Raw genomic sequence first — 15783 nt, 5'->3', positions numbered from 1 at the left:
GGTCCCTCATATCGGAACACTAAACGAGGGCTCACTTCACGCTGCCCTGAAGCAGATGTACGCCCGGCCCGGCGATCGGTTCGAGGCCCAGGTCGACGGCATGGTGGTCGACCTGCTGCGCGCCGACGATGTGGTCGAGGTCCAGACCGGTTCGCTGGGTGCGATGGGACCCAAGCTCGATCGACTGCTGGCTTCGCATCGCGTGGTCGTTGTGCACCCCATAGCCGAGCGCACTGTCTTGGTGCGCCCCGGTTACGCCGACCGCAAATCGCCCAAGCGCGGACGACCGGTCGACATCTTCGGCCAGCTCGTGTCGCTGCCAACCCTCTTGGACCACCCAAACCTGACGATCGATGTGGTCATGACGGTGGAGGAGAGGGTCAAGATCGAAGATCCCAAGATGAGGCGCCGGCGGGGCGGTTGGCGCACGGTGGATCGACGTTTGGTCGAGGTTGTCGACATCGTGCGCCTGAGCGGCGTCGATGACCTCGACGATTTCGTCCCATCGGGTCTCGCCGACGGATTCACCACCGCCGAACTGGCTGCCGCTGGTGGCTACGACCGCAACACCGCCCAGCAGATCGCATACTGCATGCGCGCCCTCGAGCGGTTCGAGGTGATCGACCGCACCAGGGCGGGCTACTCGTACCGCTTCAGGGGCTGAGCCTGCTGCCTTTCAGGCGCGTACCTCGAAGGTTCGGGTGTGGTGGCCGGTGGCGCCGTCAGGCGCTGGAGGGCGCTCCTCGGCGGTCTGCACAGCACCGGTGCCGTCGGTCGCGCGTACCTTGATCGTGTGCTCGCCGGGGGTTGCATCCCACTCGTACCACCACTGGCGCCACGATTCCTCGGTCTCGACGGGGCCCAGCGTGGTCTCGACCCAGGGTCCTTCATCGATGGAGATCTCGACCTTGGAAATGCCCCGCGTGGGCGCCCAGGCGACACCGGCCACGGGGTGTGTGCCGGCCTCGATCGACGAGAACTGGGGGACGTCGATTCGAGATTGGGTCTTGATGGGGCCTTCTTTGGCCCAGCCCCTTGGTATCCAGTAGCCGTCGGTGTCGAACCAGCCGGTCAGATCGATGCGCTCGAGCCACTTGGTGGCAGAGACGTAGCCGTACAGCCCGGCGACAACCAGGCGTGCTGGGAAGCCGTGTGCGGTTGGCAGCGGCTCGCCGTTCATGCCCACGGCGACCAGGGCGGTGCGACCGTCGTATGCCAGCTCGGTGGGGAAGCCCGAGGTCCAGCCGTCCACCGATGTGCTGAATATCTGAGCCCCCTGGGGCTTGACCCCGGCCTCGTCGAGAATCTCGGTCAGCGGCACGCCTATCCACTTGGCGTTGCCCACCAGATCGTCGCCGACACGGTTGGAGACACAGCTGAGCGTGACGTCGACCTCGGTGGTGGCCCGTTCGACCAGTTCGTCGAACGTGATCTGGATCGGGTTGTCGACCAGACCTCCGATCCGCAGCGACCAGTTGGCGGGGTCGATCTGGGGAACTGTGAAGGCGGTGTCGATGCGGTAGAACTCGTCGTTCGGCACATAGAACGGTGTGATCCCGTCGATCGCGTCGGCGGTCAGCGACGAAGCCGGACCGGCGCTGGCGGTGGTGGTGGTGATCGGGGCTGTCGTGGTGGTGGTGTTGAGCTGAACCTCTGACCGGGCCGCCTCGACGTTGTATCGGCTGGCCAGGCTTCGGCCGATGACCGGCAGCGCCACAGCGGCACCGGTGCCGGCAGCCGCCGTGACCACGAATCGACGGCGAGACGCGTCTGCGTCTTCGATGGTCAGCGAGCGGGGTGCGCCGGCCAGCCCGAGCAGCCACCACAGCGAAGCCGTGCCGGCTGCCACTCCTGCAGCCGCGCCCAGCAGCGCCCAACCGCCCTGGGCCAGCGGATCCTGGATGGCGGCAGCAACACCGATGGCAGCTGCGACCGACATGGCGATCGGCGCCACGGCCCGCCGCCGGCGGGTTGCCGGCCCGAGGAGCGCGCCCAACAAGATGCTGATGATGACGATTCCGACGGCCAGGGCGTGCTTGTCGTATTCGCCGAAGGTCCGAATGCCCCACTTGACCACCGGGCTCGGAGAAAGATCGATCACCGAGTTGCCTATCGACTCGACGAGCGATGGCACCCGTTTGAACAGGCCGGCTACGAACTCGGTGGTGCCCAGTGCAAGGGCTGCAGCGAGCAGGCCCGACAATCGATCGGCCCCGGTCGAGCTAACGGGGTTGTCGGCTTCGGCGCTTGCCGTCTCGGCTGAGGAGATGTCGGACATGGTCCGATGCTAGGGAAACCCTCGGTGAGGTTGACCCGTGGTGGCACCAGTTCCGCGAATCTTCAGAAATGGACCTGTCACTGTGTGTGCTCGACGGACCGTAGCGTGCACTGCGAGTGACAGGAAGTACACCGGGTGCTAGATTCCCGCGCTGTGAGTGGTTTCGGCAAACCCCAGTCTTTCGTGGCCCGCGGCGTGCTGGCGTTGGCGTGTCTGGGGCTGGCGGTTCCTGCCGTTGCAACGCCCGCCGCCGCCGAGTCTCGCCGAGCCGATCAGTGGGGTCTCGACCTGCTGGCCGCCGAGTTCGTCCAATCCGACGTCGATGGCTCTGGAGTGGTGGTCGCGGTGCTCGACACCGACATCGCTGCCGGCCACGCCGATCTCGTGGGCCAGCTGGTTCAGGGTTACGACTTCGTCGAGGACAGGCCCTTCGACCCGCTCGCGGCCGATCGACAAACCGCCCGGGTCGACCACGCGACGATGGTGGCGGCACTGATCGTCGGCGACGCGGATGGTGACGGCATCACCGGTGTGGCGCCAGGGGCCAGGGTGATGCCCGTTCGTGTGGTGCCAGATTTCGAACAGGGAACCACCACCGCGCTGGCAGAAGGCATCCGGTGGGCTGCCGACAACGGCGCCGACGTTCTGAACATCTCTGTTCGCACTCGAACCGACAGCCCACGCGTTCGCCAGGCCGTCGAGTATGCGGTTGGCAAGGGTGTCGTCGTGGTGGCCTCAGGTGGTTCCGACGACGAAGGCCCGTGGTATCCGGCTGCCCTCGGCGATGTGATTGCCGTCGGGGCTGTAGGGCGCAACCTCGACCTCTACTCGGGTTCGCCTCGGGCTCCCTACATCGAGGTTGTCGCGCCCGGTGCCGACGTGGTGTCGGCCTCTGGCCGTGACGTCACGGGCTACTTGAATGGGCGCGGCACTTCGTTCGCGGCTCCTCATGTCGCCGGAACCGTCGCACTGATGCGTCAGGTCGCGCCCGAGGCATCGTTGCGCGAGATCCGTGAGGCGCTTCGCTCGACCGCCCGCGACCTCGGTCCGGCCGGGCGTGACGATGAGTTCGGATACGGCCTGCTCGACCTGGTCGGATCGGTCATGTGGATCGACCGTCGCGACCCCGAGCCACCGTCGGTGTCCCAGCTGGACGTCCAGGGTTCGAGCCTGGTGGTTGGCCTGGAAAGGGGGCCATCGTTCGACGTCTTGGCCCACGAGATCACCGTCGACGGTGAGGTGGTTGCCGTCACCGGCGCCGAGTCCTCCACCGTGAAGATCGACCTCGGCGAAGGCTCAGGGCAGAGGGTGGCGGTTCGCTCTCGTGACGCCGCCGGGCGAACGAGCCCGTCGTTCACCGTCGTCGCCGCCCCAATGGCCGTTCGTGCCGAGTCTCGACCCGGCGCGGTGTCGGTCACTTGGCAGTCGCCGGCACAGCCAGGAGTGGTGGCCTTCGACGTAGCGGTCGACGGCAAGGTCGTGGTGCGCGTGCTGAACGGCGAACTCACCGATCATTCGACGAACGTGTCGGTCGAGCCCGGCACCGCGCCGCAGATATCGGTGGCCGCAATCGGCCCTCACGGCATCGTCAGCTCGTGGGTCGAGGCCCCCAGGGCACAGGCGCTGGCCGAAAACACCGCACCATCTGCGCCCGGTTCGTTGTCTGCACAAGCTGCAGCTGCCTCGGTAGGCCTGGCCTGGGAACGATCCGAGGGCGCGGTCGATCGCTACATCGTCGAACGAGACGGCAAGGTCATAGCCAGCGTGGCCGCGACCGTCAGCAGCTTCGCCGACCGCGCCGCTCAGCCCGGGGTCAAGCATCGCTACAGGTTGTTCGCAGAGGGACCGGGAGGCCGCAGCGAACCTTCGGTCGGTGCCGAGGCGACAGCCCTGGTCAGCGGCCTGGAGGCACTGAACTGGGGGGTCGTGACCTCGAACGGACGGGTGTTCACCACGATCGAGGGTTTCGAGACCCTCACCGTCGCAAGACCGATCGTCGCCGGGGCACTCACGCCTTCGGGGCAGGGGTTCTGGCTGGTTTCGGCCGATGGGCATGTCACCGCCCACGGCGACGCAGCCTGGTTCGGTGATGTGTCCAACCTGGACCTTGCCGGACCCATCGTCGACATGGCAGCGACCCAGCGAGGCGACGGCTATTGGCTGGTGGGCGCCGACGGCGGGGTGTTCGCACTGGGGGCCGCGGGCTTCGCAGGATCTGCCGCCCAGCTGGACCTGGATGGTCCGGTGGTGTCCATCTCGCCCACCGGCAGCGGGCGTGGCTACATCCTGGTAGCTGCTGACGGCGGCGTGTTCGCTTATGGCGACGCTTCCTACAGAGGCCAAGCGGGTGCTCTTCGACGATCGAAGGCCGTAACCGGCGCGGTCATGGGTTCGGCCGGGTATCTGGTTCTGTCCAGCGAGGGTGGCGTCTTCTCGTTCGACCAGACGTTCCACGGGTCGTTGGTGGGGCTCAGGGATCAACAACTGGGTCTTTCGGGTGCCGACGCCGTGTCGATAGCGGGCCGCCGCGATGGTTCGGGCTATGTGTTGTTGCAGGCCGACGGTCGCCTCATCGGCTTCGGCTCTCTGGCGGCCTTTGATGCCGTGCCCCTGATGCCCGGAGAGCGGGCGCTCGATCTCTTGTTCGGGCCCTGATCACGCTACGGTCGCCGGGTCCGCGCTGATCAGTCCAGGAGCACGCCTTGACCCGCGAACCGACCTCGTTCCACCAGACCCGATTCCAGCCCCCTGCGGGTTCCACCGAAGTGATCCTCGTGCGCCATGGAGCTTCCGCGGCGTTCACTCCAGGCGAGGAGTTCGCGATGCTCGACGGCCAGGGCGACCCGCCGTTGGCCCCCGACGGCTTGAGGCAGGCCGAACTGGTCGGTGAACGCCTGGCGGGCGAGCCGATCGACGCAATCTACGTCTCGACCATGCAGCGAACCCACCAGACGGCGGCACCTCTGGCCTCCAGAGTGGGGCTCGAGCCCATCGTCGATGCCGACCTGCGCGAGGTTGCCTTGGGCGATTGGGAGGGGGGCCTCCTCAGGCAGATGGCTGCCCAGATGCATCCGACCTATCTCGAGATGCGCGCCAAGGGTCGTTGGGACGTCATACCCAACGCCGAACGCACAGAAGACTTCGCGGGGCGAACCACCGGGGCCGTCGCCCGCATCGCCGAGCGACACCGCGACGGCCTGGCGGTGGTGGTGTGCCACGGCGGGGTCATCGCCGCCATATGCGCTCACGCCACGGGCGGAAGGCCGTTCTCGCTGGGCGGAGCAGACAACGGCTCGATCAGCCACCTGGTGATCACAGACGAACAATGGATTCTCAGGTCGTTCAACGACTCGAGCCACCTGTATCCCCGAATCAGCCTCAGAGGCGGTGCATGAAATGACACTCCAGCTCGGCGCCCACATCGGGCAACAGAACATGACCATGGACGAGATGCGGAGCCTCTGGCGCCGGCTAGATGCCGAAGGCCTCGACTGGATCTCGGTGTGGGACCACATCTACGAGGCCCCGCCCGCCGGAGGCACCGTCGACCACTTCGAGACGGTGGCCAGCCTGGCCGCCCTGGCGTGCGACACCACCAACGCCAGGCTCGGCGTGTTGGTGTTCTACGTCGGCTACCGCAACCCGGGTCTGTTGGCCAAGGTCGCTGCCACCATTGACCACATCTCGGGGGGTCGGTTCACCCTGGGGCTCGGCGCCGGCTGGCACGAACAAGAGGCGGTGGCATACGGCTATGACTTCCCGCCGGCCGGGCGCCGCCTCGACATGTTGGACGAGGCCACCCAGGCGATAAGGGGTCTGCTGACGCAGGATCGCACCACGTTCTCGGGCGACTGGGTGACGTTGGACAACGCGTCGTGCCTTCCCCGTCCGGTCCAAGATCGTCTGCCGATCTGGATCGGTGGCCGCGGTGAAAAGCGCACCATCCCCATGGTGGCGCGGCTGGCCGATGGCTGGAACGCGGCCTACGTCTCGGCCGAGACCTTCGGTCGACTGAACGGTCTGCTCACCCAGCACGCCGAGCAGGTGGGTCGCGACCCCGGTTCGATCGAGCGCACGGTGAACCTCAGCTTCGATCTGGGGTTGACCGACGCCGAGGTCGCCGAACGGCGATCGCTTGTGGCGGCCCAGTGGGGCGATCAGGCCGAGCGACTGATGAGCGGCTCGTTGCTGGCCACACCCGATCAGGCCGTCGAGCTGATCTTGGCCTATCGCGACGCGGGCGCCCAGATGGTGAACGTGGCTTTTCGTGCGCCCTGGAACGCCGAGGCACTAGATGCCTACCTGGAGGTCGTGGTGCCTCAGGTTCGGGCGGCCTGACGCTGCTGCCTAGCCCCCGGCTGCGAAGGCCGCCAGCGCTGCCGCGAGCATGGCGGGGTCTTCGACGCCGCCGAGTTCTCGGGCCGAGTGCATGCTCAGCTGGGCGCTGCCAACGTCGACGGTTCGCACCCCCAGGTTTGCAGCGGTCAGGGGCCCGATCGTCGAACCACAAGCCAGGTTGGTTCGGTGCGAGTACACCTGGTGGGGTACCTCGGCGACCTCGCACACCCGCTTGAACATGGCCATTCCCTCGGCCGAGGTGGCGTAGCGCTCGTTGACGTTGGTCTTCACCACGGGTCCGCCGTTCAGCGAGACGAGGTGGTCTGGTTCGTACCTGTCGAGATAGTTGGGGTGAACCGCGTGGGCGCCGTCGGCGCTGACACACCAGCTCTGGGCGATCGATCTCAGAAGGGTCTCGCGGTCGCCGCCGACGCCCATCTCGATCCTCTCCAGGATGTGCGCCAGCATCGAACCGTCGGCTCCGGTTGACGAACCCGAGCCGACCTCTTCGTGGTCGAACAGACAGATCATCGCCCACTGTGCAGCGTCGGCCGCGGAGGCCAGAGCCGCGATTGCACCGTGGCACGAGGCGAGGTTGTCGATTCTCGCCGCTGCGTACATGGAGCGGTCTGCGCCGAGAACTGCCGGCGGCGCAACGTCGTGAAGCATCAGATCGAAGCCGTCGACCTGTGCTGGCCGTACCTGTGCCTGAGCGGCCACGAACTCGATGAGTTCGCCGTCGGTGGCCGAGCCCAATCCCCATATCGGGCTGAGGTGCAGTTGACGGTCGAGCCTGAGACCCTCGTTCACCTCACGGTCGAGGTGGATGGCCAGCTGAGCGACCCTTGCGACCGGCTCGTCGATTCTGACCAGCACCTGGTGCCCGCCGTCGACCATCAGGCGTCCGGCGATTCCGAGGTCGCGATCGAGCCACGAGTTGAGCAGTGGCCCGCCGTAGACCTCCACACCAAGCTGGCGATAGCCGGCCCGCCCGCTGTCGGGTTGGGGCTTCAGCCTCAGGTTGGGGCTGTCGGTGTGGGCCCCGATGAGCCGGACCGGCGTAGCGGGCGAAGCGTCGGGTGATCGGACCCATGCGATCAGCGCCCCCGATCGCTTGACGAAGTGTCGGCCCGACGGGTCGTCCCAACGCTGGGCTTCGTCGAGGGCGCTGAACCCGTGAGACTCGAGCTCGGCCGCTGCCGAATCGACCGCGTGGAAGGGCGAGGGCGAGGCGCCGATGAATGAGAACAGGTCTGCGAGGACGTCGTCGCTCGTGTGCATCACGCCATTGTGCCGTTCGGCGCAGCTTCAGGCGAGGCGAGGAACCATCCTGGGCACCAGCCGGCGGGTCCAGAGCAAGATATGGCCTCCCGCAGCGACGACGGCAGCCAAGGCCAGCTGGACGTAGGCCTGGATGCGCAGGCTCTCCATGAGCAGGTCAGCAGCGATCGAGACCCCGACGAACAGTCGGTCGTCTGGCCCGAACCGCTCGAGAATTGCGCTGAGACCCATCGTCAGGCCGATCTGCAGGCCTGCGCCCAGGGCCATCAACACCCCGACCCGCCGCACCAGCACAAACCGGCGGGGGTGTATGGCAAGGGCCAGGCCCACGGCCGCAGCGCCGAATCCCAGCTGCAACATCCAGGCCAGGTGTAGACGATCGGTCAGGCTGCGAAGGTCTGGCAACTCGTCGGTGGCGACGGTCACCTCGTCGTCGGCGATCTGGGTGCGTTCGATCTGTGCCGCGAGCTGGGGGTCGACCGGCGTGAGACCGCGCACCAACGCGTCGCGGATCGGCGCTATGTCGAGGCTGATCTCGTCGAGACGAAACTCGGTGGCGGCCTGGTAGAGGTCGACGAACGCAGTGCGCACGATCGCCAGCACCTGAGAGTCCTCCATGGCTGCGGCCGCCGCGTCGGCTATGGCTGCTGCGTCGGTGTTGTCCAGGGGCCCTGCGCCGCCTTCGCCGGCAGCCTCGACGAAGGTGTCGGTCAGTTCGGACGCGACCGCCTGCTGGAACTCGGGCGACCGGCTGACCGCCGTTGCCAGCTCGGAGATGCGGTCGGCGTCGGCGACTTCGCGATCGAACCACCAACCGACCGCGCCGAGATTGAGCGCGACGACACCCAGGAACACCAGGGATCCCGCGAGCGTTCTGCGCAGCATGCCTATCTCATCGGCAGCGTCGTCCATCCAGTTGAACAGCAACAGAACGGTAGGGTGATCCCTCGTGGACAAGTGCTATCGCCATCCCGACCGAGAAACAGGTCGGCGCTGTACCCGCTGTGGACGACCTGCTTGCTCGGAGTGCCTCAGGCAGGCTTCGGTGGGTGCCCACTGCGTCGAATGTGTGGGGTCGGCGCAGCCGTCGCGGCGCGAGAAGGTGAGGGTGGCGGTTGCCCTGGGCACTCCGTATGCGACCTACACACTGATCGGCATCAACGCCCTCATGATGGTGTTGGCCTACCCACGGTCGAGTCGTTGGTTCGATCTGGGCCTCCAGGCGGTGGCCATCGATCAGCTCGGCGAGAACTACCGCATCATCACCTCGGCCTTCTTGCACGGCAGCGCTCTGCACATTGCGTTCAACATGCTGTTGTTGTTCCAGCTGGGCAGCATCCTCGAGCGCAGCCTCGGCCTGGGGCGATTCGTGGGCCTCTACTTCATCTCACTGATCGGCGGGTCGCTCGGTGCCCTGCTGGCGTCTTCGGCCCTCACGCTTACCATCGGTGCTTCGGGGGCCGTCTTCGGGCTGATGGGTGCCCTGGCCGTGTTCGTGAGAACCCGCGGTGGCGACATCTGGAGTTCTGGCATCGGCGGTCTGCTGGTGATCAACATCATGATCACGTTCATTGCACCGGGAATCTCCGTCGGAGGCCACCTGGGCGGGTTGGCGGCCGGCGCCATGTCGGGCTGGATGCTCGACACCGGAACCCGGACCCAACCGCCGCGGCTGTCGAACACGCTCGCTGCGGTGTATTCCATCGGGATGTCGGCCGCCCTCTTCGTGGCTGCGGTGATGGCTGCCGGCTGGGCGGTTGGCCGGCTCTGATGACGCCGGCGATAGACGAGCTGGTGGCCGCCGGCATCGATCATCGGGTGTGCGGGTACGACCATGACCCCAGCGCGGAGTCTTACGGCCTCGAGGCCGCTGCGGCCCTGGGCGTCGAGCCCGAGTCGGTTTTCAAAACCCTGATAGCCGAGGCCGCTGGCGTTGGGCTGGTCGTCGGCATCGTGCCGGTGACCACCACACTCGACCTCAAGGCCCTTGCGCGCGCCGCTGGTGCGAAACGGGCCGACATGGCACCCGTGGCCGCAGCAGAACGCTCTAGTGGGTATGTGGCAGGTGGCATCAGCCCCTTCGGGCAGAAGCGACGCCTGGCAACCTATATCGACGAAACGTGCGAGCTGTGGGACCAGATCTATGTCAGCGCGGGACGGCGTGGGCTCGATGTCGCCGTTGCGCCCACGGACCTGCTTGCGGTTCTCGGTGCTGTGTCGTACCCGATAGCCGTCTGGTAGGCCCAGCCGCGTCAGATTTCGGGCAGGTCGCCGAACTCGAGCTCGAGGTCGTCGTCAAAGGGCTCGCCCGAAGCCTCGGAAACCACCTCGACCTTGGTCTTCTCAGGCTCGAGGATGTCGCCGACGGCCAGCATCGCTGCCGCCAGGTAGGCCCCGCCGCCGGTCGAATTGTGGCCGTCGCTCATCGCCCAATTGTGCCAGCGGGGATTGGGTGGGCGGGCGCGGCCTTCAGCGGTCGAGCAAGGGCTGAAGCAGGCGCATCTCGTGAGGCCAGCCCTCTTCCCACGGGAACGCACCGTTGCGGTGAGGCCAGATCAGCTGAACCATGCGCCACGGCTGCTCGCCGTAGATGATCGGTGGCGTCGCGAATCGGTGCGCGTGCTGGGCCAGGTCGACGGTGACCAGCATCGAGCGCAGATCGTTGTCGAGCAGCCCGACGAAGGGCTGGTCGATTGGCAGGACGGTGCCGCTGCGCAGCATCGAAACGGCCAGGTTCAGCAACCCATTGGCAGCAGCCGGTGCCAGGCCCACCACACAGATCTCGGGATAGCCGACCAGAGCCTCGAGCCCGAAGGTGTACGAATACGTCGGATACGGCGCACTGGGATCGTCGACAGCCCTGACGGGTTCTATGCCGAACCCCTGCGATTCGAGCATCCAGTCGATCTTTTCGCGATGAGTCATGGGGTCGTACTGCAGCTCGCCCATGGTTGACCCTCCTTCGCAGGTTTCTAGGTGGTGAGGTCGAGCACGGCGTCGGCGACACCCTTCAGCTCGGTGGTCCAGTCCTGTGGCTCGCCGACCAGCACCGGCACGAACTTCGACGCACCGACCTCGATGAACCGTTCTAGCTGAGCCCGCAGCCCATCCCACCCGACGGGCACCACATCGTGGGGGTCAGAGTCGGGTGCCCGGCGCTTCAGCAGTTCGATGGTGGGCGCGTTGAGCTCGCCGTGGGTGTACGGAACCAGCACGCCGAAATGCTCAGGATCGATCTGGCGATCGTTGGCGCGGGCCTCTGCGTTCACGACCTGCCATCCGGCGGCCGCGATTTCGGGGGTGCAGAACGAAGGCAGCCAGCCATCGCCGAGGCGGCCCACACGGCGCAGCTCGGCAGGAGCAGCCCCGCCCAGCCAAACATCGAGCGTTTCTTGCTGTGGCTTAGGCTCGACCTTGAGACCCTGGTAGTGAAACCTGGGCCCTTCGTGGTCGACGGCGTCCTCGGTCCAGATGCGGCGCAGCAGCGGGAGGACCTCGTCGAACCAGGCCGCCCTCTCGTTGCGTTGCACACCGAACGCCATCTGCTCGTGGGGGTCGCGAACACCCAGACCAAATGCGGGCAACAGGCGGCCGCCTGAGAGGCGGTCGAGGCTGGCCATCTGTTTGGCGAGCAGGGCCGGGTTGCGCCCTGGCAGGACCATCACGCTCATCCCGAACTTGATGCGCTGGGTGCGCCCGGCCGCATACGCCATTCCCACAACCGGGTCTGGGCACTCGCCCGACACCCGCTCGGACAACCACAGCGAATCGAAGCCCAGGCCCTCGAGAGCGTCCAGGAACGGATCGAACGTGGCGCGATCGTTGGTGAGTGTTCGGGTGCCCAGACCGAAGCCGATACGAATCTTCATGGTCGAAACCTAGGCGAGCGTTCACCCGTGACCCGCTTCGAGTGGGTAGGATTCACCCCTGGCCACCAAGAGTAAGCACTTCAGCACCCAGCGAAGCGACCAGGCCGTTTTGATCCAGACATGACACTGCGCCGCAAGATACTGCTGATGCTGATGGCGGTGGTCGTCCCGTTGGCATGTTTGACCCTGATCGCCTACCTGGCGGCGCGTTCGACGCTGCTGGACCAAGCCCAAGACCAGGTCCGCAACGAGGCTCGCATCGAGGCCGTGGCCGCATCCAGGCGCTTGGCCATCGCACAGGGCGAGCTGGCGGGCATAGCCGAGTGGTTCGACCTCACCGACGCGGTCCGCTCGGGCGCTGACCGCGCCGATCTCGAACGCTTGCTGGCGGTGGTCGACACCTGGTGGGGCCGATTCGACGGGTTCGTCATCGTTGATGGCAACGGTGTCGCGATGGCCGACTACGCGGGGCTCACCAGCGCTCTTGGCGACGGCGAAGACTCGGTCGTCGTGTTGGGCGAGCGGATACACATCAAGGACCGCATCGCGGGCACCGACGTGTTCGTCGAGACCTCGGTGCCCACCGACTTCGTGATCGATCCGGCACTGCTAGAAAACCCACCGGCCATGGCCGATGTTGTCGCTGCCAGCGCGCCGGTGGACGATTTGGGCCGTTCGGTGAACGTGTGGCGCGACCGATCCGAAGTGCTCGATCCACTTCGGCCCCTGTGGTGGGCGGTGGTGATCGGCATAGCGGTGTCGCTGGCCGCCGCGGTTGCCGTCGCCATGCTGCTGGGGCGCAAGGTGGCGGCGCGGTTGTCGGCGCTCACCGAGCTGACCGAGGCGATGAGCGACGGCGATTGGACGCGGCGCTCGGGGGTCAGTTCCAGCGACGAACTCGGTCGGTTGTCGGCCTCGATCGACCGTATGGCCGAACAGGTCGAACTCGACCGCCGTCGACGCCGCCAGATCGAGGACCGCCTGGCCCACCAGGCCCTTCACGACCCCCTGACCGGCCTGGCCAACCGGGCCAAGTTCGTCGATCGCCTGGGCGACGCGTTGGCCCGTTCGTCGCGCTCGGGCGCACCCGTGGCGGTGCTGTTCTGTGATCTCGACAACCTGAAGACGGTCAACGACCAGATGGGGCACAATGCGGGCGACGACCTTTTGGTCGAGCTGGCCTCGCGTATGTCGGCATCGGTCAGGCCCAGCGACACGGTCGCCAGGTTCGGAGGCGACGAGTTCGTCGTACTGTGCGCCGAGATGGCCGCACCAGAGGACGCGACCATCGTCGCCGAGCGCCTCATGAAGGCGCTGTCGTTGCCATTTGAGGTGCAGGGCGAGATGGTGTCGTCAAGCGCCAGCGTCGGAATTGCGGTTGGCAGTGGCTCCACCACATCGGCCGCTGACCTGGTGCGCAATGCCGACGCCGCCATGTACGCCGCCAAACGTTCGGGCAAGGCGCGATACCTGGTGCACGACGACTCGATCGATCTCGGTGCCGCAAAACGCGACCGCAACCGGCGCGAGGCAACCCGAGCGATGGACGAGAACGAACTGCGTCTCGAGTTCCAGCCTGTTCTCGAACTCGAAAACGGGCGACTGCACTCTGTCGAGGCGCTGATCCGCTGGGACCATCCCGACAGTGGGGTGTTGACCCCAGAACAGATCCTGTCGAGGTTTGGTGAGGTCGGCTTGGAGGCCGACCTCGACGGATGGGTCATCGACCGGGCCGCCGCCCAGATCGACCACTGGAACTCGACCCTGCCGGGCCTCAGCGGCCGGATTCGGGTCGGTGTGAACGTCACCGCGGCCTCGTTGCTGGGTGAAGATCTTCCGCACCGCATCGAAAAGGCGGTCGCCGAACACTCCATCGAGCCCGGCCAGTTGTTGATCGAGGTCTCCGAGAACGACCTGGGTGCCGACCCGTCCAGGGTCATTCGAATGCTCGACCGTATGCGCGCCCTGGGGGTGGGCCTGGTGCTGGACGACTTCGGGTCGTCGCACACGTCGCTAGAGCGCCTCGGCCGATACGGCGCCGACCTGTTGAAGATCGACCACTGTCTGGTCGTGCGGCTCTCGGCCGAAGTCGACGACGGCGCCGAAGCGATCAACGCCATCTTGGCGGTGACGGCGTCGCTGGGCATCGATGCAGTTGCTGAGGGCGTGGAACAGATCGACCAGGTCCCCGAACTGCTGATACGGGGCTGTCGCTACGCCCAGGGCAGCCTGTTCTGCAGCCCGCTCGACGACCTGTCGGTGATCCCGTGGCTGGAACGCATAGACGTCTGAGACGGGCTGCCTACTTGATGTCGACCGGAGTCGACACTGTGCCTATTTGATGTCGACCGGAGTCGACACGGTGCCTATTTGATGTCGACCGGAGTCGACACGGTGCTGAAAAAGTCGTTGCCCTTGTCGTCGACGACGATGAACGCGGGGAAGTTCTCGACCTCGATCTTCCACACCGCTTCCATACCCAACTCGGGATACTCGAGCACCTCGACCTTGCGGATCGAGTCGAGCGCCAAGCGGGCTGCAGGCCCACCGATCGAGCCCAGGTAGAAACCGCCGTACTGGCGGCAGGCGTCGGTGACCTGCTGCGATCGGTTGCCCTTCGCCAGCATCACCAGCGATCCGCCCTGACTCTGGAACGAGCCGACATAGCTGTCCATGCGACCCGCGGTTGTGGGGCCGAACGAGCCAGAGGCGTATCCGTCAGGTGTCTTGGCCGGGCCCGCGTAATAGACGGGATGGTTGCGCAGGTACTCGGGCATCGGCTCGCCGGCGTCGAGGCGCTCTTGAATCTTGGCGTGGGCGATGTCGCGGGCGACCACCAGGGTTCCGGTCAGCGACAGGCGGGTCTTGACCGGATACTTGGTGAGCTCGGCCCTGATCGAGTCCATTGGCTGGTTGAGGTCGATGTCGACGACACCGCCGGGCAGATCGGCGTCGGTGGTTTCGGGCAGGAAATGGGCCGGATCCTTCTCGAGCTGCTCGAGGAAGATTCCCTCGGCCGTGATCTTGGCCTTGGCCTGGCGGTCGGCCGAACACGACACGGCGATGGCAACCGGATTCGACGCGCCGTGGCGCGGCAACCGGATGACCCTCACGTCGTGGCAGAAGTACTTGCCGCCGAACTGGGCACCGATGCCGAACTTGCGGGTCAGCTCGAGGATCTCGTTCTCCCACCCGACGTCGCGAAAACCGTGGCCTGTCACGGCGTCCCCGGTGGTGGGGAGCGAGTCGAGGTATCTGGCCGATGCGTATTTGGCGGTCTTCAGCGAGAACTCGGCGCTGGTTCCGCCTATGACCACAGCCAGGTGATAGGGCGGGCAGGCGGCTGTGCCCAGGGTGCGGAGCTTTTCGTCGAGGAACTTGGTGAGGCTGGTCGGGTTGAGAAGAGCCTTCGTCTCCTGGAACAGGTAAGACTTGTTAGCCGACCCGCCACCCTTGGCCATGAACAGGAACTTGTAGGCCTCGCCCTGGTCGGCGTACAGCTCGATTTGGGCGGGCAGGTTGTTGCCCGTGTTCTTCTCGGTGAACATGTCGAGCGGCGCCATCTGTGAATAGCGCAGGTTGCTGGTCTCGTAGGTGTCGTACACCCCGCGGCTGAGGGCCTCGGCATCGTCGAAACCGGTGTAGACCCGTTGGCCCTTCTTGCCCATGATGATCGCCGTACCCGTGTCCTGGCACATCGGCAGAACGCCGGCTGCGGCGATGTTGGCGTTCTTCAGCAGTTCGGTGGCCACGAACCGGTCGTTGTCAGAAGCCTCGGGATCTTCGAGGATGTGTGCCAGCGATTCGAGGTGTTCGGTGCGAAGGAAGTGGGCGATGTCGCGCATGGCCTCTGCGGCCAGCAGGCGCAGTCCCTCGGGCTCTACCTTGACGAACGTGTGGCCCGCGGCCTCGAACGTCGACACGTGGTCGTCGGTGAGCTTGCGGTAGGTCGTTGTGTCCTGCCCCAGCGGCAGCAGGTCTGAGTATGCGAAGTCGGCCATTTGAACTACCTCCGGG

Annotated in this window: 14 protein-coding genes; 7 read left to right on the top strand and 7 right to left on the bottom strand. The window is 66.1% G+C overall.

What is annotated here, in order from left to right:
- Positions 1–55 precede the first annotated feature (55 nt).
- A complete protein-coding gene (locus R2770_08710; GenBank protein MEZ5280544.1) occupies positions 56–664 on the top strand; it encodes a hypothetical protein in 609 nt (202 codons plus the stop codon).
- Between the two features lie 12 nt (positions 665–676).
- Here R2770_08710 and R2770_08705 read toward each other — a convergent pair whose 3' ends face one another.
- The gene (locus R2770_08705) at positions 677–2278 is read right to left on the bottom strand and encodes a molybdopterin-dependent oxidoreductase (protein MEZ5280543.1); all 1602 of its coding nucleotides are present in this window, start codon (positions 2276–2278) and stop codon (positions 677–679) included.
- Positions 2279–2431: 153 nt separating this feature from the next.
- Here R2770_08705 and R2770_08700 point away from each other — a divergent pair, with 153 nt between their 5' ends.
- From R2770_08700 to R2770_08690, 3 genes are read left to right on the top strand one after another with little or no spacing between them, the layout of a single operon-like run.
- Positions 2432–4933: a S8 family serine peptidase gene (locus R2770_08700; GenBank protein ID MEZ5280542.1), complete on the top strand. Its 2502-nt coding sequence runs from the start codon at positions 2432–2434 to the stop codon at positions 4931–4933.
- Between the two features lie 47 nt (positions 4934–4980).
- A complete protein-coding gene (locus R2770_08695) occupies positions 4981–5673 on the top strand; it encodes a histidine phosphatase family protein (protein MEZ5280541.1) in 693 nt (230 codons plus the stop codon).
- Between the two features lies 1 nt (position 5674).
- On the top strand, positions 5675–6616 hold the full coding sequence (locus R2770_08690; protein ID MEZ5280540.1) for a TIGR03560 family F420-dependent LLM class oxidoreductase: 942 nt from the start codon (positions 5675–5677) through the stop codon (positions 6614–6616).
- A 9-nt stretch (positions 6617–6625) separates the two neighbouring features.
- On the opposite strand, the gene R2770_08685 is transcribed toward R2770_08690, so the two are convergent.
- Together R2770_08685 and R2770_08680 are read right to left on the bottom strand one after the other, a co-directional pair.
- The gene (locus tag R2770_08685; GenBank protein MEZ5280539.1) at positions 6626–7897 is read right to left on the bottom strand and encodes a M18 family aminopeptidase; all 1272 of its coding nucleotides are present in this window, start codon (positions 7895–7897) and stop codon (positions 6626–6628) included.
- A 27-nt stretch (positions 7898–7924) separates the two neighbouring features.
- Positions 7925–8824, bottom strand: a complete 900-nt coding sequence (locus R2770_08680) for a hypothetical protein (protein ID MEZ5280538.1) — start codon at positions 8822–8824, stop codon at positions 7925–7927.
- 118 nt (positions 8825–8942) lie between these two features.
- Here R2770_08680 and R2770_08675 point away from each other — a divergent pair, with 118 nt between their 5' ends.
- Together R2770_08675 and ybaK are read left to right on the top strand one after the other, a co-directional pair.
- Positions 8943–9668, top strand: coding sequence for a rhomboid family intramembrane serine protease (locus R2770_08675; GenBank protein MEZ5280537.1), 726 nt, complete (start codon positions 8943–8945; stop codon positions 9666–9668).
- Positions 9668–10138 (top strand): Cys-tRNA(Pro) deacylase, encoded by a 471-nt coding sequence (ybaK, locus tag R2770_08670; GenBank protein MEZ5280536.1) that lies wholly within the window; start codon positions 9668–9670, stop codon positions 10136–10138. Before R2770_08675 ends, ybaK begins: the two co-directional genes overlap by 1 nt.
- Positions 10139–10149: 11 nt before the next feature.
- On the opposite strand, the gene R2770_08665 is transcribed toward ybaK, so the two are convergent.
- Genes R2770_08665 through R2770_08655 form a run of 3 tightly spaced genes read right to left on the bottom strand, consistent with a single transcriptional unit; the run spans position 10150 to position 11766 of the window.
- The gene (locus tag R2770_08665; protein ID MEZ5280535.1) at positions 10150–10323 is read right to left on the bottom strand and encodes a hypothetical protein; all 174 of its coding nucleotides are present in this window, start codon (positions 10321–10323) and stop codon (positions 10150–10152) included.
- Between the two features lie 43 nt (positions 10324–10366).
- Positions 10367–10846, bottom strand: coding sequence for a DUF4262 domain-containing protein (locus R2770_08660; GenBank protein MEZ5280534.1), 480 nt, complete (start codon positions 10844–10846; stop codon positions 10367–10369).
- A 23-nt stretch (positions 10847–10869) separates the two neighbouring features.
- Positions 10870–11766 carry an LLM class flavin-dependent oxidoreductase gene (locus R2770_08655; GenBank protein MEZ5280533.1) on the bottom strand — a complete coding sequence of 299 codons (897 nt, stop codon included), beginning with the start codon at positions 11764–11766 and terminating at the stop codon, positions 10870–10872.
- Positions 11767–11886: 120 nt separating this feature from the next.
- Between R2770_08655 and R2770_08650 the strand changes: the two genes are divergently transcribed.
- Positions 11887–14058 (top strand): EAL domain-containing protein, encoded by a 2172-nt coding sequence (locus tag R2770_08650; GenBank protein ID MEZ5280532.1) that lies wholly within the window; start codon positions 11887–11889, stop codon positions 14056–14058.
- Positions 14059–14132: 74 nt separating this feature from the next.
- Here the strand turns inward: R2770_08650 and R2770_08645 are convergent, their stop codons facing one another.
- Positions 14133–15767, bottom strand: a complete 1635-nt coding sequence (locus R2770_08645; GenBank protein ID MEZ5280531.1) for a fumarate hydratase — start codon at positions 15765–15767, stop codon at positions 14133–14135.
- Between the last annotated feature and the right edge of the window lie 16 nt (positions 15768–15783).

The organism is Acidimicrobiales bacterium (genome assembly GCA_041394185.1).
Lineage (GTDB): Bacteria > Actinomycetota > Acidimicrobiia > Acidimicrobiales > Poriferisodalaceae > JAAETH01.
Note: the sequence above shows the minus strand (reverse complement) of the source record. Positions and strands in the feature narration are given on the sequence as shown.